The 25,763-nt window shown below is 40.5% G+C and carries 22 protein-coding genes and 1 pseudogene; 13 read left to right on the top strand and 10 right to left on the bottom strand.

Going from position 1 to position 25,763, the window contains the following annotated elements:
* Window positions 1-167: DNA-directed RNA polymerase subunit omega (locus I8751_RS22150; RefSeq protein WP_214441256.1), on the bottom strand; the 167-nt coding region annotated here is incomplete at its 3' end.
* Window positions 168-1,206: 1,039 nt separating this feature from the next.
* Here I8751_RS22150 and I8751_RS22145 point away from each other — a divergent pair.
* The 5 genes from I8751_RS22145 (at window position 1,207) to I8751_RS22125 (ending at window position 6,389) form a co-directional block, all read left to right on the top strand.
* Window positions 1,207-2,367: a phosphotransferase family protein gene (locus tag I8751_RS22145; RefSeq protein ID WP_214441255.1), complete on the top strand. Its 1,161-nt coding sequence runs from the start codon at window positions 1,207-1,209 to the stop codon at window positions 2,365-2,367.
* A gap of 115 nt (window positions 2,368-2,482) precedes the next feature.
* Window positions 2,483-3,574, top strand: a complete 1,092-nt coding sequence (locus tag I8751_RS22140; RefSeq protein WP_214441254.1) for a T3SS effector HopA1 family protein — start codon at window positions 2,483-2,485, stop codon at window positions 3,572-3,574.
* 55 nt (window positions 3,575-3,629) lie between these two features.
* Window positions 3,630-4,883: a ScyD/ScyE family protein gene (locus tag I8751_RS22135; protein WP_214441253.1), complete on the top strand. Its 1,254-nt coding sequence runs from the start codon at window positions 3,630-3,632 to the stop codon at window positions 4,881-4,883.
* A 432-nt stretch (window positions 4,884-5,315) separates the two neighbouring features.
* Complete coding sequence (locus I8751_RS22130) at window positions 5,316-5,492, top strand: hypothetical protein (RefSeq protein ID WP_214441252.1); 177 nt, start codon at window positions 5,316-5,318, stop codon at window positions 5,490-5,492.
* A 714-nt stretch (window positions 5,493-6,206) separates the two neighbouring features.
* A complete protein-coding gene (locus tag I8751_RS22125; protein WP_214441251.1) occupies window positions 6,207-6,389 on the top strand; it encodes a hypothetical protein in 183 nt (60 codons plus the stop codon).
* A gap of 73 nt (window positions 6,390-6,462) precedes the next feature.
* Here the strand turns inward: I8751_RS22125 and I8751_RS22120 are convergent, their stop codons facing one another.
* The 4 genes from I8751_RS22120 to I8751_RS22105 form a co-directional block, all read right to left on the bottom strand.
* A complete protein-coding gene (locus I8751_RS22120) occupies window positions 6,463-7,209 on the bottom strand; it encodes a peptidylprolyl isomerase (RefSeq protein ID WP_214441250.1) in 747 nt (248 codons plus the stop codon).
* Window positions 7,210-7,290: 81 nt separating this feature from the next.
* Window positions 7,291-8,817, bottom strand: a complete 1,527-nt coding sequence (locus I8751_RS22115) for an HlyD family efflux transporter periplasmic adaptor subunit (RefSeq protein ID WP_214441249.1) — start codon at window positions 8,815-8,817, stop codon at window positions 7,291-7,293.
* A 77-nt stretch (window positions 8,818-8,894) separates the two neighbouring features.
* Complete coding sequence (locus I8751_RS22110) at window positions 8,895-11,624, bottom strand: peptidase domain-containing ABC transporter (RefSeq protein WP_214441248.1); 2,730 nt, start codon at window positions 11,622-11,624, stop codon at window positions 8,895-8,897.
* The gene (locus tag I8751_RS22105) at window positions 11,527-12,177 is read right to left on the bottom strand and encodes a helix-turn-helix domain-containing protein (protein ID WP_404800448.1); all 651 of its coding nucleotides are present in this window, start codon (window positions 12,175-12,177) and stop codon (window positions 11,527-11,529) included. The genes I8751_RS22110 and I8751_RS22105 overlap by 98 nt, the downstream gene beginning before the upstream one ends.
* A gap of 496 nt (window positions 12,178-12,673) precedes the next feature.
* Here I8751_RS22105 and I8751_RS22100 point away from each other — a divergent pair.
* Window positions 12,674-12,976: pseudogene (locus I8751_RS22100) on the top strand (transposase); the annotation flags it as partial.
* 428 nt (window positions 12,977-13,404) lie between these two features.
* The gene (locus I8751_RS22095; RefSeq protein ID WP_214441245.1) at window positions 13,405-13,824 is read left to right on the top strand and encodes a fasciclin domain-containing protein; all 420 of its coding nucleotides are present in this window, start codon (window positions 13,405-13,407) and stop codon (window positions 13,822-13,824) included.
* Between the two features lie 145 nt (window positions 13,825-13,969).
* Here the strand turns inward: I8751_RS22095 and I8751_RS22090 are convergent, their stop codons facing one another.
* Window positions 13,970-15,433 (bottom strand): glycoside hydrolase family 13 protein, encoded by a 1,464-nt coding sequence (locus I8751_RS22090; protein ID WP_214441244.1) that lies wholly within the window; start codon window positions 15,431-15,433, stop codon window positions 13,970-13,972.
* Between the two features lie 587 nt (window positions 15,434-16,020).
* On the opposite strand from I8751_RS22090, the gene I8751_RS22085 reads away from it, so the two are divergent.
* On the top strand, window positions 16,021-17,748 hold the full coding sequence (locus I8751_RS22085; protein WP_214441243.1) for a S8 family peptidase: 1,728 nt from the start codon (window positions 16,021-16,023) through the stop codon (window positions 17,746-17,748).
* A gap of 232 nt (window positions 17,749-17,980) precedes the next feature.
* Entirely contained in the window at window positions 17,981-18,280 is a 300-nt protein-coding gene (locus I8751_RS22080; protein WP_214441242.1) for a hypothetical protein, read from the top strand.
* Window positions 18,281-18,389: 109 nt separating this feature from the next.
* Here I8751_RS22080 and I8751_RS22075 read toward each other — a convergent pair whose 3' ends face one another.
* Window positions 18,390-18,929: a phytochelatin synthase family protein gene (locus I8751_RS22075; RefSeq protein ID WP_225894334.1), complete on the bottom strand. Its 540-nt coding sequence runs from the start codon at window positions 18,927-18,929 to the stop codon at window positions 18,390-18,392.
* Window positions 18,930-19,544: 615 nt separating this feature from the next.
* On the opposite strand from I8751_RS22075, the gene I8751_RS22070 reads away from it, so the two are divergent.
* The 3 genes from I8751_RS22070 to I8751_RS22060 all read left to right on the top strand — a co-directional run bounded on the left by I8751_RS22070 (window position 19,545) and on the right by I8751_RS22060 (window position 22,507).
* Window positions 19,545-20,834 carry a glucose-1-phosphate adenylyltransferase gene (locus tag I8751_RS22070; RefSeq protein ID WP_214441240.1) on the top strand — a complete coding sequence of 430 codons (1,290 nt, stop codon included), beginning with the start codon at window positions 19,545-19,547 and terminating at the stop codon, window positions 20,832-20,834.
* A gap of 43 nt (window positions 20,835-20,877) precedes the next feature.
* Entirely contained in the window at window positions 20,878-21,336 is a 459-nt protein-coding gene (locus I8751_RS22065; protein WP_214441239.1) for an AAA family ATPase, read from the top strand.
* A 172-nt stretch (window positions 21,337-21,508) separates the two neighbouring features.
* Window positions 21,509-22,507, top strand: a complete 999-nt coding sequence (locus I8751_RS22060; protein WP_214441238.1) for a DnaJ C-terminal domain-containing protein — start codon at window positions 21,509-21,511, stop codon at window positions 22,505-22,507.
* Window positions 22,508-22,605: 98 nt separating this feature from the next.
* Here the strand turns inward: I8751_RS22060 and I8751_RS22055 are convergent, their stop codons facing one another.
* From I8751_RS22055 to I8751_RS22045, 3 genes are all read right to left on the bottom strand, one after another.
* Complete coding sequence (locus I8751_RS22055; RefSeq protein ID WP_214441237.1) at window positions 22,606-23,256, bottom strand: glutathione S-transferase family protein; 651 nt, start codon at window positions 23,254-23,256, stop codon at window positions 22,606-22,608.
* Between the two features lie 84 nt (window positions 23,257-23,340).
* Window positions 23,341-23,883 (bottom strand): peroxiredoxin family protein, encoded by a 543-nt coding sequence (locus I8751_RS22050; protein ID WP_214441236.1) that lies wholly within the window; start codon window positions 23,881-23,883, stop codon window positions 23,341-23,343.
* Between the two features lie 276 nt (window positions 23,884-24,159).
* A complete protein-coding gene (locus I8751_RS22045) occupies window positions 24,160-24,771 on the bottom strand; it encodes a peroxiredoxin (RefSeq protein ID WP_214441235.1) in 612 nt (203 codons plus the stop codon).
* Window positions 24,772-24,912: 141 nt separating this feature from the next.
* Between I8751_RS22045 and I8751_RS22040 the strand changes: the two genes are divergently transcribed.
* Window positions 24,913-25,763: glycogen debranching enzyme N-terminal domain-containing protein (locus I8751_RS22040; RefSeq protein ID WP_214441234.1), on the top strand; the 851-nt coding region annotated here is incomplete at its 3' end.

The following is a 25,763-nucleotide window of genomic DNA, read 5'->3' as shown; positions in this document are numbered from 1 at the left end:
ATCATCACATCTTCCGCAGGACTATCAAAGTCTTCGTAACGCCGACGTTTGGCACGATTTGCCACCTGAACTGTGATGCGATAGCGATTTGAAGCTGCACTAATCAAATCCTCGGCACGATGCATAATTTGAGACTGGGTTGTCTCGAACTTAGAACGCTTTAGCATAGTCGGTGGTTATTGGGGTCATTCCCCAGTTTAACAGTACTGAATAAATCTGCTGCTGTACGAACTTTAGGATTAAGTAGAACGGCGTGAAAAATTCAATGTTTGTAGTGAGTTAGCGCGGTCTTCTCCCAAAGGGAGAGGCTAGCGCCAAGGGGGTTTCCACGCCACTTGCTTTATGCCGGCGGCACTTCCTTCAAGTCGGCATAGCCGCCCAACGGAGTGCCTTGGGAACCCGTCCACCGCAGTGGCTCCCCATGAGCGACTAACGATCTTCGTAGCGTTAGAGAGTCATTGAGCGTCACCCGTAGGGTAAGGACTTTAGTCCTAAGAAAAGGGCTAAAGCCCTTACTACGAGATAAATTTAGCTAACTTTATATTAGTTAATATAGTTTGATTTATTCTCACCGACTTACTTACCATGTACATTGGCACTAGATGGAGTAAGGATAAGTAGAAATATCAGAGGATTTTTATAAAACATCAAGCGATTATCACTGACTACTGACCAAGAAGCAGAGGAGCAGGGAGCAGGGGGAGCAAGCCCTGCCCAAAGCCGTGGAGTAGAGCGGAACATGGGTATCAAGCCCCGTCTTCCTAAGACGTTCTGATTGGTCGGGGTACAAGCTCCGTCCAATCCTTCCCCCTGCTAAGCGCTCCCTGCTCCCCTGCCTCTTTTGATGACCCTCACTAGTTAACGGGTGCATCCCAGTTTTTAAAATGCCCACAGGCTATAAGCCTGGGGCTACTACGAAGCCTGCCTTTCCTTTCGGAACGCTACACGAACAAAGCCTGCCTTTGCAGGCTTTGTTCGTGTAGCAATACCCTTCTAGGGTATTTATTGAAAAAGTGGGATGCTCCCCTAGTTAACTTTATTTGTAACGATTTATTTATAGTAATTTTATAGGGACATAAATGTTTTATTTAAAGCACTAATTTGTCATGTATTTTTTATCTAATTAGATCCAAAAGCTTGCAAATATAGTCAGATGATTCTACTATTACCTAAAATTAACAAGCTAAATTAATACAATCAAGCTTTATGACATTTATTCTAAATTACCATAATGTTTTTGATTATTTAGTTGAAAAGGAGTTATGCAATCACTCCGAGCAATTTCCCACCAAGATAGAACCAGTTGCAGCCAAAAACTTTAACTTATTACTGACTTTTATAAATGGTCGCAAGCTGCTTGTGAAGCAAGAACTATACAATCAACAAGGGAAAGCGGCTGGTGAATTTTTAAGTGAGTGGCGAATTCAAGAGTTTTTACAACGATTTCCCAACCTTGATAACTACCGCTCCTTTTTGCCAGAGGTGCTGCATTTTGATGTCGAAAATTCCATTATTGTCTTTAGATATCTGGATGATTATTGGGATTTAATGGATTTCTACACCAAGAGAAAGAGCTTTTCTACAGAAATCGCTAGGAAAATTGGCACTATTTTAGGTACTATCCATCGTGACACTTTCAACCGCCAAGAATATGAGGAATTTTTTTCTAAAAATTCCGATAATTTAATGGCTGATCAAGTATCACATTTAGTTCGCGGATTAGAACGGGTTGAACCGGAAATTTTTGGTCTAGTTCCTGGGGATGGGTTAAAATTTTTTGCTCTATATCAACGTTATGATAGCTTAGGACAGGCGATCGCAGAATTAGGTAATGCTGTAACACCCTCTTGTCTCACCCACAATGATTTGAAACTAAGTAATATTCTTCTGTACAAAGATTGGCAGGATTCCAGTAACAATATTGTCCGGCTAATTGATTGGGAACGCTCGGCTTGGGGAGATCCAGCATTTGATTTGGGAACACTTATTGGCAGCTATGTACAAATCTGGCTGGGTAGCTTAGTTATCAGTAGTTCTTTGAGTATTGAAGAGTCTCTACGCTTGGCAATAACACCTTTAGAACTACTTCAACCTTCAATTGGTGCTTTAACCCAAGCTTATTTAAACACTTTTCCAGAAATTATCAAACACCGCCCTAATTTCTTGCAGAGGGTGGTGCAATTTACTGGTTTTGCTTTTATTCAACAGATTCAGGCAATGATTCAATATCAAAAATCTTTTGGGAACATGGGCATTGCTATGCTTCAGGTTGCGAAGACGTTATTAAGCCGTCCTGTACAATCGATGCCAACAATTTTTGGTGCTGCTGCTGTTGAATTAACTCAGATGAGTAGTTCTGCTGTTTAAATCATTTTGTTATTAAGCTAATCGTCATTCATTTTTCCAAGACGATTCGCTTGTAATAATGACTTCAGCCCTGCCCTTATGCAACTTAAATGCTCATTAGCTTACTAAAATAATTATGCAATTATTAGAGACTGGTTTAACTGGGCAATTACTGGATGTTCTGCAAGATATTGCTCATAAAATTGAGATAAAATCTGATTTCTCCATCCACCATCCAGATTACAAACCTTTGGAATTACCATTTGAGGCAGTTGAACGTTTTCAGAAGATGCCCAACCAGATGCAAAAGAAATATCTAAGTCTGCAATTGCGGAGTTTTCTTTACGGTATCTATTACAACGGTTCTATGCAAAGTACCTTGGCACTAGATGGAGAGGGAAATGGTTTGCCTCTAGATTTGGAGAATAATACTGTTTTAGGGGTAGATGTAGGGTTTTATAAGCGATTGCATGAAAGTAATTTTGGAGAGGGTTATTTTGATTCTGGTTGGTCTGTTATTAAAGAAGAAAGTGATGCCAGTTTAGCCGTGACTAAAGGCGGTTTGAGGCTGCATATTCAACGGAATAAGCATCTTCAATCTACTGAAGTAGCAGTTGTAGTAGGTGATTCTGTGGCTATCAAGATGCCGAAGAATCGAGTGCAAAATGGCTTTTACATGGCCGTTGGTAATGCAGGCTTCAGTCATATTGAAGATGTGAAAATTCAGCCTGTAACTGTACGAATTTATATCAATATAACTCCTGAAGGTGCTGTTGCAGTGATGGGGAGTTTGACACAAAGACTGAATGAGTTGGCAATTCCCTTCAGCTTTAAGGTTTTGTATAACCCCAAGGAATACCAACGCTACGATTCAGGGGTGCTTTACTTTGACAAGAGAGACTATGAAGTTGTTAGGAAAGTCTTAAAAACTGTTTATCAAGAACACCAATTGCATTTTAAGTCAGAAATTCCTTTATTTACCAAGCAGCTAGCACCAGGATTAGGGTTAGCAGAAGAACCAGACCAAAAATTTGCTGTTCAGGAAAGCTTTGGGATGAACCGTTGTCAGATTGTGGCGAATGGGTTGCTGGAAGCTTGGTATCAAGGAAATGAATCAATTGAGGGGAGAATGCAGGCTATAATTGAGCAATTTTCTGCTTTGGAAATTGATTTGGAGCGTGTTTATTTGAATGCTAATTCTGAGGATATTTATAAGCTTTTGAATTGACTTTGGCTAATAGGACTTACGCATAAAATTTTCATTCCAAAGGATACTAAAAAAAATGCTGAAAAAGTTGTTGATAGCTGCTACAGGAGCAGTATTTATTGCTCTTGGAGTTGGAGAAGCTTCAGATGCAGCAAGCTTAAGTGTTATAGCCAGTGGTCTTGATGGCCCACGGGGGCTTACCTTTGCTCCTGATGGATCTCTCTACGTTACGGAAGCGGGTACAGGAGGTAGAGGAGCCTGCATTCCCGCACCTGGAGGAATCGATGTCATGTGTTATGGAGCGACCGGTGCTGTGACAAGGATTCAAAATGGCACACAAGAGCGTGTAGTTACAGGTCTACCATCACTTGCACTATCCAATCCACAAATACCTGTGAGTTTTGATGCCACTGGCCCTCATGATATACAATTTGATTCAGATGGCAAGGCTTATGTAGTTGTTGGTTTGGGTTCATCTCCAGACCAACGCGATAATGTACTGAAAATTCCTGACTTTGGACAACTCCTTAAAATTGATCAGCTTAACGGTGGGTCTTCATGGACAAGGCTAGCTGATCTAGCGGCTTATGAGGGCTTATACAATCCTGATGATACAGGTTCGAGCATTTATAATCCTTATCAGAATGGCATTGATAGCAACCCTTATACTTTCCTGATTCAGGGAGATACTGCTTATGTAGTTGATGCAGCGGGAAACGATCTTTTCAAAGTAAAAACTGATGGGAGTGATCTGGCTGCGGTCTCTATATTTCCTCAACGACCTGTAACTGACCCAGCTACGGGTGAAACTATTGGAATGCAATCAGTACCCACTGCGATCGCAACTGGCCCTGATGGTGAATTATATGTGGGTGAGTTTACCGGATATCCTTATCCAGATAATGCTGCACGGATCTTTAAAATTGGCCCTGATAATCAGCCTGTGGTTTACGCTGATGGGTTCACACAAATAATAGATATTGCTTTCGATGATAAGGGTGGTTTATATGTCTTAGAATTAGCTTCTACTTCCTTACTGTCTCCTGATGTTATTCCGACTGGTGCTTTGATATATGTAAATCCTGATGGCGATCGCACAACTATTGCTAGTGACGGATTATTTTTCCCTACTGCTTTAGCCCTTGGTTCTAACGGTGATATATATGTATCAAACCAAGGTTATTTTTCAGGACAAGGTGAGGTTGTTCGTATTTCTGTCCCTGAATCTAGTTATGCAGCAAGTATGCTAGCTTTTGGCATTTTCATTACAGGTTCGCGATTGTTACGTAAACAAAAATCAAGCAGCAATGTCAAAAGCTGTATTGAGTGATTGTTTAACATGACCTTTGAGAAAGATGAATTAATCTAATCTGGGCTGCCAAATTTTTATTTGTTGGTAGCCTCAGATGATAATACAATACCGTTCAGTTAGAACTAAAAACCTTAAATCGCGTAGGTTGGATTGAGGGACGAAACCCAACATTTTCAAGGATTTGTTGGGTAACGCATTGCCTCAACCCAACATATAATTATCCTTAAGTGAACCGTATTGGCTTATGATAAGAAACAAAATTAAACTTTTATGAAGAGTGGTTACTATTTTTGAGTCAGCCAATATTGAAACAATTCTGTCATCAAAAAACTATTGTATTAGTTGCTGATGGATCTTTAAAAGTGCCAAGATGCAACAAAGGGATTGGAAAATGCATAAACTAATCCTTATCTGAACAAATTAATCGAAAATATCCAGGAAAATAAAACAATGGCTACAATCAAAATTGATAATCTATATGTAACCGGAAGCGAATTTTTTTCTGATTCCGAAAGCTATTTGGATCAGTTGCTAGAAATGTCGGAAAGCGATGTTCTCAGCATCAAGGGAGGAACAAGCATCGGTCTACCTCGGACTTGGTCTACTGTACCTGTATACTATGTTTAAAACACTATAACAATCCAAATTAAAGAAGTCGGAAGTCGGAAGTCGGAAGGACGCTCTCTACGAGACGCTAAAAGCGTAGCTTGCTTCTCTGTGAGAGTACGCAGACTCGCTACCGCTACCTTCGCGGAGCGTCTCGTAGAGAAGAGAGGAAGTACAGTTTTGTAACGGGGATAAAGACAAGAGCCACAAAACTTGCGGCTTCTAACAAGCCGGGGACTTAAACCCGCCGAAGTTCGTTAAATTGTGAGATGATATAGACATTAAAAGTAAATGTCTATATCATCTTTCCAGTCTTTTTTATCAAAACTAATTTAGGATTGCTGTAGTATTAGTCTAAACTATACTTTTTTAAATCTAGTTGAAAATAAGAGCGGGAGCATCCCGTTTTGGCGGATCGCCCTCAAATTAAAAGTCTGGGGCTATACAAACTAAAACCCACGAAGGTGGGTTTAGTTTGTACAGCTGCGATTTCCAATCGCCCGGTGTTTCTTCCAAAAGTGGATGCTCCCATAAGAGCAAACTCCTCATTATATTTGAAGGGTTTTTCAATGCTTTATATTAAGGTCAATATTAAAACATTTATGTCATTAAAAAAATAATTTATCTAGTTGCTATGGTAATTATTACATGATAAAGATGTAGTTAACGAGGATTGGGAAACATAATAACTAACCCTTAGTTGAAGAAATTCATAGTATCAAAGGAGATCAACCAATGGCTACAATCAAAATTGATAATCTATCCGTCACCGGAAGTGAATTGTTTTCTGATTCCGAAAGCTATTTGGATCAGATAACAGAAGTATCAGAAAGCGATTCTCTCAGGATAAAGGGAGGAACTACCTGGACCATTGTTACCGTAACATTATTGTTAAGAAGTGATTCACAACAACAATAAAGCTGTAATTGAGACTAATAGCAAAACCCTCAACAGAATTGAGGGTTTTTAACTTTTAATTCAATCAATTAATCTAACTACCTAACTCAAAAAGTTTCACAAATTCAACTGGCTGAATTTGTTGTTTAATCCACTCATCAAACAAGTTAGTGAGAATTTGATTACGCAGTTTGTTATCCAATTCTGGCTGGATAATCTCTTCCACGAAAATTAGATGTAATCCCTTAGAAGTCACTATCGGTTTGAGAAGCTGAGGCGGTGTAACAGCAAAGACAGCAGCAGAAATCTCCGGCTTTAAATCTTGGCGGCGCACTATCCCTAGATATCCCCCTTTTCGGCGTAACTCAGTATCCTGGATATATTTGTGAGCCACATCAGAGAAACTCATCTCACCTTCCTTAACAGCGTAGAAGAGTTCTATTGCCAAGTCCTCATCATTTAAAACAACCTCATACATCACCACGCCAGCGTAGTCCAACTGATTTTCAAAGAAGTATGGTTCGATTTTATCTGTGAACAGATGTTGGCTTAATTTTCCGAAAATAACACTACTGTAAACAATTGCTTCAAAATCATCTAAGGACAAACTATGTTTTTCCAACCAAGCCCATGTCTCTTCAGCACTGGTGAGTTTATTTATTAAGCGGAATAAATCTGCTGCTTTTTGCAATTCTTCTGTCTCGACTTCTATACCAGCTTCTTTAGCAGCAGATATAATCACTTTGCGGCTAACAATCTGCTCAACTATCTCAGGAGTTTTGCAGGATAGCTTGATTTCCTGAAGAATATCTTCGTTGGTAATAGTAATAGATTTTGACATGATATTTATCCGAAATTTGGTTATTAAAATTCAACATGAGAGCATGGCTTATTAGCTGAATGTTGAAACCTTACATATTTTCTACAATTTCACTCCTCCTTGTTGCAATTGCTTAAATGGATCAATCAGAAAATCAATAATTCGCCGCTGACGCACAATCACTTCAGCTGTTGCGGTATCACCTGGACGTAAAGGAATACATTTATTACCAGATTGAACACAATTTTGTTTTAGGGCAATATCTAAGTTATAGGCTGCCGCTTTTCCATTAGGAGTATCTATTTCTGTAGTAGTAGAAGAAATTTTTATTAATTCACCTGATACAACCCCATAATCTTGAAAAGGATAAGCATCAAATTTTATTTTTACTGGTAATCCTGTCTGCAAAGAAGCACTTTCAGTAGTTACCATTTTTGCCCGAATTATTAAAGGCGAATTTAGCGATGCTATCTCTGCTAACATTGTCCCCGGCTGCACTACAGAACCAGCTGTTTCAATTGGTAACTGAAACAGCGTACCACTGATAGTGGCTTTTATCTCTCGTTGTCCCAACTGAAATTTTAATGATTCAATCTGTCTTTTGCTTTGTGCAATCTCTGCTTTTAGTGAAGTAATTTCTGTTTCTAGACTTTTCTGTTGTTCTGCAATTTTTAGTGCAGCTAACTGACCGGAACGAGTCAAAGTTTGATAACTTCTTTCTTGTTCTTTAAGTCGCAAATCAGCTTGTTCGATATCTGCTTTAGCTTGACGAATACTTTGCTCATAAATACTCTTTTGTTCAGATAGACGTAACTCAGCTTGCTGAATATCTGACTTTGTTTGCTCATATAATTTTAGCCTTTCTTGCACAGCATCTTCTTTGTCTACAACATTTACTTCTGCTGCAATACCTTCCTTGAAAGCTTTTTGGTAACGTTCAAGTTCTCGTTGAGCAATAGCCAAGCTTACCTCATTTAAATTTTTAGATTTTTGACTTTGCTCAAAAGTTTGTTTAGCCTGATTTACTTGAGATATTTTTTCTTCTTTATGTAATTCATAAGCATTAGCTATTACCTTCAGATTTTGGCGTGCTTGATCAATTTGTGCCTGTTTCTCTAGCTGTTGAAATTGATTTTGCTGTTCCTGAGTTGCCAATGAAACTAATAGTTGATTTTTAGATGAATTTAACTGAGTGAGTCGATTTAATTGTCCTTCTAACTTGTCCTGTGTCTGCTGCAATTCCGCCTTCACTAATTCCGATTCTAGCAACAATAAAGTTTGCCCTTTTTTAACTGAATCACCTTCTTTAACCCGAATCTCGGCAATAGTTCCTGCTACAGCTGCATCAAGCTTAACTGTCTTTTCTTGAGGTTCTGCTCGTCCTATTGCTGTTCCAGTTTCATCTACTTTAGATAGTATTGCCCAAGGTAAAAATATAGACACGAATATAACTAAAAAATATAGTAATCCTCTTGTCCAAACCTGGGGTAAACCATCAAGTGATTCTTTGGTAACATCAGACCAATTATTATTTGATATACCTAGTATTTGGGAAGCTAAGTTTCCTTCATTAGATGTGTCTCCCACTGTTTTTTTAACAGGTTCATTCAATAATCTTGTAATTGGCATATTTTTTACGGGCACAATTGTTGAGCTTTCTATTTGGGTAACTGATTATTAGTTACTTATTCCTTGGTCTTAGTTGTTCATATTGCTATAGGTAGCTGTTGTTGATTGAGATAGAAATAATGTCCTCGCTTCGACATTAATTCTTCATGACTTCCACTTTCAATCAACACACCTCGGTCTAGTACCAAAATTAAATCTGCATTCCGTATAGTGGAAAGACGATGGGCTATTATTAAAGTGGTTCTTCCCTTAAGAATTGTGTTAAAATTTTGCTGGATAATCCTCTCTGATTCGGCATCTAGATGAGAGGTTGCCTCATCTAAAACCAATAATTGGGGATTACCTAATAAAGCCCTGGCAATAGCTATTCTCTGTTTTTGTCCACCAGATAATAATCCCCCACCTTCACCAATTTCAGTTTCATATCCTATCGGTAATTTCTTAATAAACTCATCAGCACCTGCTACTTTTGCTGCCTCGATCACTTCTGCCAAACTTGCCCCAGGATGTCCTAAGCTAATATTTTCTCGAATCGTTCCCCCAAACAAAAAGGTATCTTGGTCAACTACCCCAACTTGCTGACGCAAAGAATTTAAGGAAATACTGGTAATATCTTGTCCATCAATCAAAATTTGACCATCTGTAGGAGGGTACAACCCCAAAATTAACTTAGAAATGGTAGTTTTCCCTGAACCACTACGTCCTACTAGAGCCACCATTTGCCCTGGTTGAACTTCAAAGCTGAGATTTTCCAGGATATTGATATCACTTTCTGGATGATAGCGAAATGTTACTCTTTGAAAGTGAATATGTCCTTGAATTTGTGGTAGAGGCTGCCGTGCTTGGTGATGTAAATCTTCTTCTGGTTCTGCATCTAAGACATCATTAATGCGTTCCATAGCAATCACGACTTCTTGAAGTTGATTCCACAATATAGTTAAACGTTGAAATGGCGTAATAATATTCCCTAGCAGCATATTGAATGCTACTAATTGCCCAATAGTTAATTGATTATGAATTACTTGGTACGCCCCAAACCACAGCAAAGCAGTAGTCATTAGGGCTTGAATTGTGTTACTAAAAATTTGCAGACGATTGCTGATAACTTGACCAGAAAAGTTAGTTTTTATCTCTTTATTTAATAACTCTTCCCAATGCCAACGCACTGTTTGTTCCACCGCAGTAGCTTTTACTGTCCGTATACCAGTTAGAGCTTCAATTAGGTAACTACCCTCTTCAGCAACAGAATTAAAGATTTTTCTAGAAATTCTTTGTAAGAAAGGTGTGGCAATCAAGGCCAGCAAGGCGAAAGGTGGAACAATCGATAACACTAGTAACGCCATTTGCCAACTGTACCAAAACATTAGCCCCACATAGATAAATACGGTGAGTAAATCTAGCAGAATGGATAATGCCTCACCGGAAAGGAAGCGTTGAATTTTGCGGTTTTCCTGGACGCGAGAGATAATATCTCCCACGTAACGGGACTCGAAGAAGTTTAGAGGTAGCCGTAGGGTATGGCGTATAAACCCCACAATTAGCGCCAAGTCTATTCTATTAGCTGTGTGGTCTAGGAGATATTGCCGTAACCCTGTCATCGCCACTCGAAACAGGTTAAACATCAGCAATCCTAACCCTACGGCGGTTAAAGTTAGTTCAGAACGCTGCACTACCACTCGGTCTAAAATTAACTGCGTAAATAGAGGGGTAATCAGTCCAAATATCTGGATAAATAGCGAAGCGATAAACACTTCTAGCATCACCAAAGAGTGAGGCTTTATCAACTCAAAGAATTGCCAAAAGGGAGTGGATGTTTCTTTGGTATCCTTGAGCATGGCTGTTGGTTGCAACAGCAGTGTGTAACCAGTCCAGTTGGCTTTAAATTCGGCGTGGCTAAGGGTGCGTTGACCAATGGCAGGATCGGCTACAATCACCTGTTTAGATGTAATTTCGTAAACAACAATGTAATGCTTGCCTTCCCAATGCACAATCGCTGGCAAGTTTTGCTTCGCTAATTGCACAAGTCCAGCTTTTACGGGTCGTGTGGCAAAGCCAAGGCTTTCCGCCGCTGCTAATAACCCCCGCAAAGATGCGCCATTGCGATCAACATTGGCAATATCGCGCAAGCGATTGACACTAAAATGTTTACCCCAATAACGAGATACCATAACCAAACAAGCTGCACCGCAGTCAGATGAGCTATGTTGGGCAAAAAACGGATAACGCCGCGTCACTCGTTGCCATAAATGCCCAACTTGTTGAGTAGGATTGGGAAAATAGGCTTTGCTAATTTTTTTATCCTGTGGCAGATCCGCAAGCTGTGACACAATATCTGTTTCATGCTGCGTATTTATCTCAACTGCCCTCATAGGGATGTTATCCAAGTCCAGCTGTTGGGGGTTACGCGATCGCGCCTTAGCCCACAAATGCTCCCGAATTTGGGGATATTTAGCCATCAATGGCCACATCACTTCACCGGGAACAAAGCATAGTTGCAAGTTGACTGAAGCTCTCGCAACGTAAGGTCTAAAGTCACCCTCCTTAAACAAGGTAAATTCCCCAAATGAGTCTCCCGCCTCTAAAGTGGCGATTAATTCATCAGCACTATCTAGTAATCTGACCTTACCAGCGATCGCAATATATATGCCAGCCTTAGCATCAGTTCCTTGCCAGAATTTGCCGACTTTTGGGTTGATAAATTCAACTTGTTCAAGACAGTGTTGAAATTCCTCTGTCGAAAGAGAATAACCCAGAGTATTGTTGAACTGTTGCAGAGAAACTAACTGAGCAGATATGTCTTGCGCCATAAATGTCTAAATCTTTTCCTAATTTTGCAAAGTTAATAGGTAAAAATTCGGAATTATCTGTAATAGCTGCCGATTTGAGGTCACTAATCAAGATTTTGGAACTCGTAGGCTGCTCATTAGTCCTTTGTTCAGCATTTTTAGGTTTTGGTAGCGTGGATAATCCCATCTGTTTGAGCAGTCGCTTGAGATGGCGATCGCTTACCTCAACCCCAAATTCTTTTGCTAGATGTTTCGCAAGCCAGCTTGCTGTCCACCGACCAAAAGAATAACCATAATCACGGGGACTATTATTAAGTAATTCCCGCAAACGCTCTAAGTATTCTTCATTCATTATCTTAGGCCGACCAATTGGACAATCTTGCCATTGGTGCGCCATCCCAGCGCGGGCTATGTGCGTCCAATGTCTTGCTGTGGCGGGACAACAACCCAATATCTGACAAATTTCCCTTTGAGTTTTTCTTTCATCTGCCAACAACATGATTTGAATCCGTTGATGGTACGATTTCGGTAAATCCTCTTGTAAACTTTTTTGTAGCATTTGGCGCTGAAACATTGTTAAAAATTTACCTCCTGAATCCCTTGCTTCTTGGCTCTTAGCTTTTGATTGATAGTGGGACATACTACAAAATAAAATGTATACTTATTGCGTAATTATTTAAGTAGTTTTAAATCTTTGGGACTATTTATTAGATTATCATTAAGTTCAAAATTCCCGATATTTCCCAAATATTTCCAACGGTTCCCAGTTTTTTCCAAACTCGAAAACGGCTGAAATGCTAAAAATTTTGACAAGCAAAGTCAGAAAAAATCGCGTTCACAGCAGTTCTTTTGCTACTAACGTGCTGCACGAAAACTACAAAAGCGATTTTCGGTTCACAATTCCAAATACTGATGTTTGAGCTTCTGATTACAGAAGCTCTCTTTTTTTGTGCCAAATGCTGATATGATGTCCGGACAATCAACCATAATATAGAAGAAGGGTGCAGTCAAAGGGTGATCGCAATGCCGAAACGAATCAAAATCGAGGAGCATCTTAGCCTGGATGAATTTTTGCTCGCCACTTTGATATTGGTAAAACTAAGCAGGCTGTTTTAGTTTTGGATCAAGCACGATGGCATACAAGCGACCAAGTCGAAGTACCAGACGGTATCCATCTGTCGTTTTTACTGTCACACTCACCTGAATTACAACCCGCAGAGCGTTTGTGGACTCTTACGAATGAGCCAATTGCCAATCACAGCTTTGAAAATTTGGATGCGGTTGAGGAGGCTTTATTTCAACGCTGTCGCCAAATCCTTGACCGAACAATTCGCAATTCGCAATTCGCAATTCGCAATTGCGAAAGTAATTGAATAATTGATTCATTCAGGATACAAGCCTCTCGATTTATTGAGAAAAAGCAAGAATACGTAGTATCAGTATTCAAGCCCCCGCCTTTAGGCATGGGTTAATAATTGCGAATTGCGATCTTCGCAGCGTAAAGCCTGCGGCATAGCTACGCTTAGAGCGACGAAGGAGCGTCATTCACAATTGCGAATTGGTGTGACTACTAGTACCATCTCTGTATAAAGATGCGGCTAATTAGCCTGTGGGAGAATAAAGCGCAATCTCACATAAAATTGGTATAACAACTGACAACTGACAACTGACCCGCGTAGCGTAAATAAATCTGCTGCTATACGCTCAATTATTAAGTAACCTTTCTCTTGATAGAGGCTAGTAACTTGTCACCATTTTATAAGTGTGTTGTAAGCGTAAGTTAAGAAATTAACCTAATCACATGGCTGATATTGTGGAAACTGCTGTCAAGGCGGGAAATTTCAATACACTCATAAAGGCTGCTAAAGCGGCAAAATTGATAGAAACTCTCAAGAGTCCTGATTCTCTTACAGTTTTTGCACCTACTGATGAAGCTTTTGCTCGACTACCAGAAGGAACTTTAGATTCACTGCTGCAAGACATCCCCAAGCTGAAGAAGATAGTGATGTATCATATCGCTTTTGGAGATGTCAGAGCTGAAGACTTGGAGCAAATTGAAGAAGCCGAGACCCTTGAAGGATCGATTTTAGCGATTGAGTCTACTAATGGTGTTATTAAGGTGAATGATGCCAGTGTTCTAAAGACAGATATTCTTGCTGATAATGGCGTAATTCACGTTATTGATGCAGTATTGATGCCGGCAATGGTTGCTGGCAAGTAAAGGCATGGGGCATGGGGCACTTGTACTGAGCGTGGTCGAAGTATTGGGCATGGGAAAATTCTTGCTCCTCTGCTCCGGTCACTGAGCGTAGCCGTTGGCGAAGCCTCTCGTAGAGAAGTGCTGCTCCTGTGCTCCCTGCTCCCCGTTAACCTACACTCAAGATGCAGCCTGTGCGTGCGGGAATAGTTAAGGTGAGTTGTTGAGTTTCTCCTTCACCATTCCACTCAACTTCCGCAGTGCCATATAAAAGCTTGTTGGGTTGAGTATGCAAATTTGTAACATTTATATTTGCTGTTGTAGCTGCTGTACCAGCATTAACGGCAATTATTAATTCCTCTTTTCCTAAAGTTCGCGCAAAGATGTAGAGTTGTCCTTGAGCAAAGAGAACTTGGTAATCTCCTGTACGCAAAGCGGGGTAAGCGTGGCGCAGGGCGATTAATTGGCGGTGAGTTTGGAAAATTTCTTGATCCCAGTTTGCTTCTAAAGGAAAGCCGCGACGCGAGTCGGGATCTATAGCGCCAGGTAAACCTACTTCATCACCATAGTAAATACTGGGCGCACCAGGAAATGTGAGTAACAGTAAAGTTGCTAATTCCACACTAGGTTTGTCGCCGCCAGCAATAGTAATTAAACGTGCTGTATCGTGACTTGCGAGCAAATTCAGTTGCGTCAGTTGAATGTCCCAAGGATAAAATTGCAGTAGTTCTTGAATTTTGTTAGCGTACTCGGTGGCGAATAAGGGCGGATAGGGTTGATAGTCGCGGCTTTGCACTTGTTCTAGGACGACGCGATCGCCTGCGGTAAAGGCGATTGTCGGCCCAGCAAATAAATAATTCATCACTCCGTCAAATTGAGTACCATCTAGCCACTCACGGGAATCTCCCCAAACTTCGCCCACAATATAAGCTTCGGGATTAACGGCTTTGACGCGATCGCGAAACTCTTGCCAAAAGCCTGGAGTTTTAATTTCAAATGGTACATCTAACCGCCAACCGTCGATGCCGAATTTAAGCCAATATTCGGCAATTTCCATAATATATTCCCGTACTTCTGGGTTATCGTGGTTAAATTCTGGTAAAGCGCGATTGCCACCCCAACCGACATAGTTTGCAGGTAATTCACCAGTATAGGGTGCAAGAGGCCAGCCTTCAATTTTGAACCAATTCACCCAAGGCGAATGGGGGCCATTTTCTAAAACGTCGTGGAAAAAGAAAAATCCCCGGCTGGAATGGTTAAATACTCCATCCAACACAACTTTGATATTTCTTTGATGAGCTGCGTCTAATAATTCTTTAAAAGCTTCATTACCACCGAGTAATGGATCAACCTGATAATAATCGTGGGTGTGATAGCGGTGATTGCTAGCCGATTGGAATATGGGTGTGAAGTAAACAGCGTTAATGCCTAAATCTTGGATGTAGTCTAATTCCTCAATAATGCCCCACAAATCTCCGCCTTTATAGCCTTGGAGTGTTGGCATAGCTTCCCAGTCTTCCCAACGAGCTTCATGCAACAACCGTTTGTGTGGCTGTTTGCTTCTGGCAAAGCGATCTGGAAAAATTTGGTAAAAAACAGCGTGCTTAACCCAGTCTGGTGTTTGAATCTGCATAAATTATTTTTAAATATCTTCAGGAGCGATCGTTGCAAATACTTGTGTGATAGAGAATCAGTCATAGTCTAAAAGTTCTCCTTTCCCTATCTCTTCCTCCCCTTGATACAAATGTTATCAGTATTAATGAGTCTTATTTATTAATGGTGTTACTTGTTACTAAGTAACTCTTATTTTGATTACAAAAGACAGGCATAAGGAAAGAAGTAATTAATAAAAACTAATTTTCTTTCTTGAACTTTATCCGTAATGCTAGAGCTTAGCATTGGATCACTAAAGAGAATTTCTGAAATAGTGATTACAGGTGAAAATTACTAATAACCTTAGAATAGTTAAGTTTTTGATCTGGCTAATCATAGATGTTTACTAGCCATAAACAATTATTTTGTAGCACAGACAATTTATGAAAATGAGTTATAAATTAGCAATTATGAACTGGGATTCATAAGTTATTCCTAAGTTCGTAACGTTAATTTTAAATTATCTATTAGAACAATAGATAACTATATTTGCATTGGTGACAAAGCAAATTATCTTGCTAAAATCGGTGCTTTGCTTGTAGCAAACGAACTAAATTTGAGGTCAAAATGAGACACGAAAAACTTTCTGCTGGGCTGCTATTGGCTTATGAAGACTTTCAAAGCGGAGGAGCATCAGCTTTAATTACACACAAGCGATCGCTAGGTATAATATCTCCTAAAAGTCCTGTCAAACCAACCAAGAGTATCGTCTTTATCTACTGTGACTCTGATGCAGACTTGAGCCAGATGTCGCAATACGGCATTGAAGTCAATCAAAATTCAGGGAGTGTACGCACAGCTTTCTTACCCATAGATGGTTTAGATGCTTTATCTGAAGTTCCTGCAATCCAGCGCATTAAGCCATCGCGCAAACTGAAACTGCGAATGGACGTTGCACAGAAAGCTGTGCAAGTGCCAGATTTTAAAAATAAAACTGGACTGACTGGTAAAGGAGTGATCATCGGTATTGTCGATAGTGGAATTGATGCACAACACCCCGCCTTTGCAGAACGGATTTTAAGGGTTTGGGATCAAACACTGCCTGGGCCTGGAGTGACAGAAGGCGGTTACGGGGCTGAATTCACAGGAGCGCAAATGACCATTTCTCAAGATACCGATGGTCATGGCACTCACGTGGCCGGAATCGCCTCCGGTGCTGATACTACCTATTGTGGTGTCGCACCAGAAGCAGAAATGGTAGTTGTCAAATCGGATTTACAAGATGCTCACATTGCCGATGCTGTTCGTTATATTTTCCGCGTAGCTAGGGAATTGGGACGACCCGCAGTCGTAAATCTCAGCTTGGGTGGACACGCCGATGCTCATGATGGTAGCGATTCTTTATCAAAAATCATTGACAGCGAATCTGGCCCTGGACGGATTGTTTGCTGTGCGGCTGGTAACGAGGGAAACGACAATATTCATGGTCAAGCGAAGATACCTTCTCAAAAAATGCGTGGTATGCGCTTTAATGTTCCCTTGAATCAAGTAGGCATAGTTTGGTTAAACGGTTGGTATTGCAATAACAGTCAATTGGAAGTTTCTCTGCGGAGTCCCAATGGTTTTGTCACCCCCTTCCAAAAAATTATTACTGACGGCAATCCCACCCAAAATTACGATTTGCCAGATGCTCAAGTCGAAATTGTCACACCGGGGCCCGACCAAGCCAATGGGGATCATAATTTCTTCGTGCAAATTCGTGGCAAAGGTAATTCAACAGTACAAGGGGGTATTTGGCAGTTGCGGGTACGTAATACTTCTTCATCTGAAACACGACTCGATGTATGGGCACTAGATGATGCATCGGCAGTGTTTTTTACAGGTAAAAGCGTCAAAGACTCTGTGAAGATAGGTTCCCCAGGAGCCGCAAATAGTGCAATTACAGTTGCTGCCTATACTACTAAAGTGAAGTACACAGATATTGATGCCCAAGAGCGAGAAATGGGTTTGGAATTAAACACTATTTCTGAGTTCAGTAGTGAAGGGCCGCTGCGAAATGATGCTCAAAAGCCTGATGTGGCAGCACCGGGGGCAATGATTATTTCTACGCTTTCCTGTAATGCTAATTTTGATCGTTCAATGACATGTAATTCTAAGTTTGTAGCTATGGCTGGTACGAGTATGGCAACACCATTCGTTACTGGATTAGTAGCATTGCTGTTACAGCGTGATTCCAAGCTGTCTCCTGAAGCGGTGAAAGATTTGCTACGCAAAAATAGCGCCATTCCCGGCAAAAAAGCAGGAACATTTGATGATAAGTGGGGTTTTGGGCTGATTAATGCAGCTAATCTGTAGTTAAGCGTAAGTAAGCGATATATTTATACATAATATATTGCTTACTTTAGATGATCTAAGTATGATAAGTCCTCTTATTTCAATATTTAGAAGTTGCAGTAAATCTGTAATTAGACTGAAATCTGAGTATATTACGTTTGTACTCAGGATAGGCGATCGCAAACTATAAATTTGATAACTTGGTAATAGGGCAAGCTGAGAATCGCCTGCTTTTTTTACCAAGGAATTATTTATGAATTATCAAAAGCTAGACCCAGCCCTGGCTATGGCGCTAAATAATGCTCAAGCCCCAGAAGCACAGGGTCTAGAGGTCTTCATTCATACCGAATCAATATTACAGCCTACTGCAACTACTGTTTTAAAAAGTTTCGGTGTTAATGATGTGAGTAGTAATAAGGATATATTCACAGCAATACTTTCGCCAAGTGCTATTTCTCAGTTGTCAGAACAGCCTTGGGTGAAGTATTTGAAGTTATCGCAAAATTTGCGTTTGGTTAATAATAAGTTAGGTTCTAGAAAATTAGGTGTTTAGTTTTTAGTTTGGTAATTTTTTGTCTACAGAAATGAAAATAGATACATTTTAATTGGCAGTTGTAAAGATTTAGATTTTCAACTGCCAACCATCAGTTATTTAATTTAAGTTATATTTCCAACTTTTTGATAATAATCATTCCCCGTGAACGGTCTGATGATGAATCTTTGTCTACACATGCGTCATACATCAGTTTTGCATTACATTTCCAAAACCGTGTATATCGTTTCGGATTAGTATCAGCTACGGTTAATTCTTCGGTTGTAGAATCATAGTCAGCTAATAAGGAAAAATGTCCGCCTTCTAAATGCTGATTACCGTGAGCAATTTTGGTATTAAAATTGAGAATGTGAATGTCATTTTCATTCATCACAGCGCTTTCAATTTCTTTGACAAATGCATCAAAGGTCATTGTTGATTTATCAAAATGTTCAACCTTTGCAAATAGTGGTAAACCCGCTGTTTCAATATATTTAACACAAGTATCATAGGTTTCTGCCAAGGTCATGCCATCATCTAAGACGGTAGCAATTGGCAATCTAGTTACATAAAAGACATCATCAACTGATGTTGGGTATCCTAAAGCCGTAAAGCCATAAGCAACGGCAGTAACATTACAGCATCTCAGAGGCTGTTGGAATTCAGCCAATTTTATTTTTACTAAATCTTTGCTAGGCATTTGATTTCAACCATCCTCAATTCTAGTATTTATTTTTAGAAATCTACCGAAATCATTTGTCACTTTTTAAAAAAGAGGACAGGAACATTTGATTGAAAGTCATTTAAAGAGACGAGCAATAATATAAATCTCAGTTAAATTTAAACTGAGACTTTAGGAATTATTCATTAACTCAGTAACAAATACCAGATACTTAGTCAATCAAGCAACAGTATAGTAACATTATTTTACTTTTTTCATGCACTCAAGAAGTTTCGTAAACATTTTTCTAATTTTTCCCGTAGACACTGAGAACACAGAGACAGGAGGTAAAAGAAGTATTTTTTAACCAACTTTTAACCCACCTTGAAAAGGCTAGTTTTTAGATCTTAGAGATTGTTTAGTTGTCAAATTTGTATAGCATCGCACCCTATTACTCATATCAATTAATACAAGTGTTCTAGTCATCTTTTTTGTGACAGCATTATCTATCATCAGCAGTATTTTATAAAATTCATCCTTGAGAATCTGCGATCTCCCCTTATCAGCTGCCACATACAGTCCTAAACTGTAGGTGGGAGTTGAAAGGCAGTCTGGAGAAATTTTGTGAAAAAAGTATTATCAATCATTCTTGGTGGTGGTGCGGGTACTCGACTTTATCCGCTAACCAAACTCCGCGCAAAACCAGCAGTACCAGTAGCAGGTAAGTACCGTTTAATAGATATCCCTGTTAGTAATTGCATCAATTCAGAAATATTCAAAATCTATGTCCTGACACAATTCAACTCAGCATCTTTAAATCGTCATATCGCCCGTACATACAACTTTACTGGCTTTAATGAAGGATTTGTGGAAGTGTTAGCTGCACAGCAAACGCCAGAGAACCCTAACTGGTTCCAAGGGACAGCCGATGCTGTACGTCAGTACCTGTGGCTATTTGAAGAATGGGATGCAGATGAATATCTGATTCTCTCAGGGGATCACCTCTACCGCATGGATTACCGCCAATTTATCCAGCGCCATAGAGAAACGGGTGCTGATATTACTCTCTCCGTCATTCCTATTGATGAGCGCCGCGCCTCAGATTTTGGTTTGATGAAAATTGATGATTCCGGTAGAGTAATTGACTTTAGCGAAAAACCCAAAGGCGATGCTTTAACCCAAATGCGCGTCGATACAAGCGTACTAGGATTAACAAAAGAACAAGCCGAACTACAACCTTACATCGCCTCGATGGGGATTTACGTCTTTAAAAAAGATGTGTTGTTCAAGTTGCTCAGAGAATCTCTGGAAAGTACTGATTTCGGCAAAGAGATTATTCCTGATTCGGCAAAAGATTATAACGTCCAAGCTTACTTGTTTGATGACTACTGGGAAGATATTGGTACCATCGAGGCGTTTTATCATGCAAATTTAACACTAACTCAACAACCTCAACCACCTTTTAGTTTCTACGATGAACACGCTCCAATTTACACCCGCGCTCGTTATTTACCTCCTACTAAGCTTTTAGATTGCCAAATCACAGAATCTATTGTTGGCGAAGGTTGTATTTTGAAAAATTGTCGCATTCAACATTCTGTATTAGGAGTGCGATCGCGGATTGAATCTGGCTGTGTAATTGAAGAATCTTTGCTTATGGGTGCAGACTTTTATCAAGCATCTGTAGAACGCCAATGTAATATCGAGAAAGGTGACATACCCGTAGGCATTGGCACAGATACACTCATTCGTGGCGCAATCATTGATAAAAATGCCTGCATCGGTCATGATGTCAAAATTATCAATAAAGATAACGTGCAAGAAGCAGAGCGCGAAAGTCAAGGCTTCTACATTCGCAGTGGCATCGTCGTCGTGCTAAAAAATGCTGTAATTCCTGATGGTACAGTCATTTAGTCAATGATCAATGGTCAATAGTTAATATTTTGACTCATGACTCATGATTAAACTCTTGTTACTGATTGGACTTCCTGGTAGCGGTAAGTCAACTTTAGCTAAACAATTAGTGGCAAAATGCCCCCAGATGCAGCTAGTTTCTACAGATGCCATCCGGGGGCAACTTTTTGGTTCGGAAGCGGTTCAGGGTTCGTGGCTGTTGATTTGGCGAGAAATTGAGCAACAATTTCAGCAAGCAATAGCCACAAGTAAACCAGCAATTTTCGATGCCACTAATGCTCAACGACGCAATCGCCGCGAACTCATCACCCTAGCTCGTGATTTAGGGTTTACTCACATTACAGGGGTGTGGGTAAGCACGCCTGTTTGGCTATGTTTAGCACGTAACAAAAAGCGTCATCGCCAAGTTCCAGAAGAAATCATCTTGCGGATGCATCGTCAACTGCGGGATGCTCCCCCAAGTTTGGCAGAAGGACTAGATAGCCTAGTTCGCCTGCTTTGAAAGTTGGAAGTACGGAAATTGCGCTTTTGTATTCAGCGGGAACCACACTTGATTTTCTATATTGTTTGTTAATTTAAAATCAGAGTCTTTTAGCTGGGTATTATACCGAGCGAACAATAAATCTCACATCTTAGAAAAAAACATAACAGAAATTTTTACAGGAGGCTGGTAAATGGCTGCAACCGACTTCAAAGACTATTATGCAATTTTGGGAGTTAGCAAGAGTGCCAGTCCAGAGGAAATTAAACAAGCATTTCGTAAACTAGCCCGCAAATATCACCCTGATGTCAACCCAGGTAATAAACAAGCGGAGGCACGTTTTAAAGAAGTTGGCGAAGCTTATGAAGTTTTGTCAGATGCAGACAAACGTAAAAAGTACGATCAATTTGGTCAATATTGGAAACAAGCTGGTGAAGGCTTCCCCTCTGGCGGTGCTGGTGTCGACATGGGTGGTTTTGACTTCAGTCAATATGGCAATTTTGATGAATTTATCAATGAGCTATTAGGGCGCTTTGGTGGTGCTACTCCTGATGGTAGACAACAAAGCTACTCTTACCGGACTACCACTGGTAGACCAAGTAGCGGTTTTGGTGGATTTAATGACTTTGGGTTTCAAGATGTAGGTACTGGGACTGGTCAGGATAGCGAAGCTGCGATCGCTTTAACTTTTGCTGAAGCGTTTGCTGGTGTACAAAGAAGCTTTATGTTAGGCAACGAAACAATTGATGTACGTATTCCTGCTGGTACTAAAACTGGTACTCGTCTGCGGATACGAGGCAAGGGTCAAATCAATCCCATGACTCAACAACGTGGGGATTTGTATTTAAAGGTGGAACTTCAGCCCCATTCGTTCTTTCAAATTGAAGGGGATAATCTGGTTTGCGAAGTAGCAATCACGCCAGACGAAGCCACTTTAGGAGCTTCGATTGACGTACCCACACCTGATGGATCAGTGAATGTTAAGCTGCCTGCGGGAGTGCGTTCTGGTCAGTCTTTGCGTTTACGCGGTAAAGGTTGGCCTCTACCGAAGGGTGGGCGTGGTGATCAGTTGGTGAAGGTGGCAATTGTCCCACCAAAGGAACTCAGCCAGCAAGAGCGAGAATATTATGAAAAAATCAGGGCTATACGTACCTACAATCCGCGCAGTCACTTGCAGCAAGTCAAGCTATAACCAAAGCGATCGCAAAATTATGATGACTGAAGTCGCTGCTATTTGAAAGAAGCTTGCTTAATTCAGTAGCCGCGACTTTAATTGTGTTGTGGCACGTTTTATGACATTCTCGCTGCGATCATAGACTTAAAAGCTGCCATCCTCTCCGGGGTGGCTTGAGTAGTCTGCCATGATGGACGTGCCATCAAGCGATCGCACCAAGCATTAATTTTGGGATATTCACCCAAAGCCACGCCGATACTGGGTAACACAGGTACTATAGTTCCAGCCACAATATCGGTAAGAGTAAGATTATGACTGACAAAATAAGGGCGATCGTCTAAAAGATTTTCCAAAAATTTCAGCACTTTGGCGATTTTTTGCTGTGCCTTCTCCATTTTTTCTGGATCTCCTCCAGGCAAGCCTAACATCTGGGGTAGAAACGTTGTGGCTGCTGGCAAAAGCTCATTAATACTTACTAGTTGTACCATCCGCACAATTGCCAAATCCTTGGCATCTTTTGGCAACATGGCAGGTGTGGGATACTTTGCCTCCAAATAGTCCAGAATTGCCAAAGATTCCACTACATTAAAGTCGTCATCTACCAATACTGGAATATGGTGGAAAGGGTTAAGCGCTAAAAATTCTGGTTTAAATTGCTCCCCATCCAATTTTACTTCTATTAGTTCAAAATCAAGTCCTTTTTCCAGCAATGTAATCCAGACACGACGAGAGTTAGGAGAAATGGGCGTATGATAAAGTGTCAGCATAATTCATTCTTAATTAACTAAAAAAGGCTATATAGCTTTTCCCTATCCATCTATGGTGCTAATAAAATTTGCTGCACCATCAATTTACACTTGATTGAATTGTTCTAACAATGTTTCAACACTGGCATTGTGATCCAAGAAAGAAAATAAATGCTGATAGAGAAGTTTTCCTTCTTTATCTAATACAAATTGTGCTGGCAAGGGCGCTCCCAGCGCTTGTCCTACTTGATAAATACGAAATACTCTGCAACTAGGGTCACTTAACAAAGGCATTTTTAAGCCTAAATCTTTCACAACTATTTGACTCTGCCGTTCATCGGTACTCGTAATCATCAAAATTTCTATACCACTATTTTTAAATTGCTCATAGTTTTCATTCAATGCTTTGATATGAGGAAAACAAAATGGGCAGTATTGCTTTTCAGTAAAAATCCGGGTAAAGGCTAGTAATACTGGCTGCTTGCCTCTATAATTTGACAGTTTTACCAAAGTTCCATTAGTAATATCTGGCAATTGAAAATCTGGTGTTCCGATTCCTAGTCTAAGTCGATTTGTGGCTGGAATTGGTAAAAAATTGCGAAAGAAGCGTTCATTCAATAAGCCACTAAAATCAGTTGAAGTCAGCATATTTTTATTCCTATATATCAATACCGTTCAGTTAAGCTGTAGTGTGTGTTATGTCGGAATACCGTTTAGTTAAACCAAAAAGCTTCATGTAGAGATGCGATTTCTCGCGTTTTTTAAGACCAATTATTTATATATTTAAATTTTAGTTGATGAAAAAACCACAGATAGACATCGAGGCCAATACTGTTTTAAAGTGTACCTGTGTTTATCTGTGGTTATGATTAATTCTGCCTTCAACTCAAATAGATTAGCTGGAAGTTTTCTAGCTAATCAAATCTAAACAGCAGAGAAGTATACTTTGGACTTCACAGGATCAGGAACCATTGTCTGATCACCTGGCTGCCAACCAGCGGGGCAAACTTCGTCGGGGTGAGATTGCACGTACTGAATTGCTTGCAATGTCCGCAGGGTTTCATCGACGCTACGACCAAAAGCTAAGTTGTTGATAGTGGCGTGCTGTATGATACCATCTTTGTCGATGATGAACAGACCACGCAAGGCAATGCCTGCTGCTGGGTCAAGGACGTTGTAAGCGGCGCTAATCTCTTTCTTAATATCGGAGACTAGAGGATAATTCAGGTCGCCCACGCCACCAGACTTGCGATCAGTTTGAATCCAAGCGAGGTGGGAGAATTCACTATCAACAGAAGCCCCAAGGACTTCCGTGTTAATTTTTTTGAATTCTTCGTAGCGATCGCTAAAGGCTGTGATTTCAGTTGGGCAAACAAAGGTAAAGTCTAGAGGGTAGAAAAACAGGACGACATACTTACCGCGATATTCGGAAAGTTTAATTGTCTTAAATTCCTGATCCACTACAGCCGTTGCTGTAAAATCGGGAGCCTGTTGACCAACACGGAGGCTTCCTTCTGTTCCGTAAGTGAGGGACATTAATTCAATTCTCCTTCAACTTATATCCGTTATAGTGGCGCTGGAATTTGGGTCAAGTAAAACTCACCCATCAACGCTGACTCACAGTTTGATTACGATCTGTTACGACTATATCATAGTCATAACGATTTTGAGTAGCAAATGCCTGATTTAGATACAAGAGAATGGTTGCTTACCAATGGCTTGGGAAGTTTTGCCAGTGGAACCGTTTCTGATGTCCGCACGCGCACTTATCACGGTTGGTTATTTGCTGCGACAAATCCCCCTTCTGGACGTACCCTATTGGTGTCGCATTTAGAAGCTAGCTTAGAAGTGTCAAAAAAAGTTATAGCTTTAGGTACAAATTTTTGGGGGAACGGTAAAATTGAGCCGACAGGCTACAAACTGCTGCGCTCTTTTGATATTAACCCAGTTCCCAAATGGATTTGGAGTGAAGATAACTGGCAACTAAGCAGACAATTGGTGATGCCTTATGGTTGGGAAGGTAGTCAAGAGTCTCACTCCCATTTATGCCATCGAATTTTGATGCACTATCACTATGAGGGAAGTGATACAGCGCTTTTAAGGCTGCGACTGTTAATCTGCGATCGCGACTTTCATCATCAGCAAATTGCTAACCCAGGCTTACAGTTCTCACAATTGCTCGGTCAACAGCAAGTCTGTCTGCAAGCAATTATTTCTGGAAGCTTTGGAACACCTTGGCACTTACGCTGGACACAAGGAGAATATCACGCAGATGCAGTTTGGTACTGGAATTATGGTTTACCAGAAGAGACACAGCGGGGACTAGGCGATCGCGAAGACCTCTACAGCCCTGGTTATTTGACCGTCTCTCTCCAGCCAGGAGATGCAGTAACTTTAGAAGCACGCATGGGTTTTCCTGATCCCCAGCAAGCTATTCTTACCTCTGAAACCTTTACAGAAGCTGTAGATGCCCAGCAAGCAAGGCTCTCCCAGATTTTTGGATGGGGCATGGGGGAGGCAGGGGAAGC

The sequence above is a fragment of the Atlanticothrix silvestris CENA357 genome, from assembly GCF_016056295.1.
Taxonomy (GTDB): Bacteria; Cyanobacteriota; Cyanobacteriia; order Cyanobacteriales; family Nostocaceae; genus Atlanticothrix; species Atlanticothrix silvestris.
Note: the sequence above shows the minus strand (reverse complement) of the source record. Positions and strands in the feature narration are given on the sequence as shown.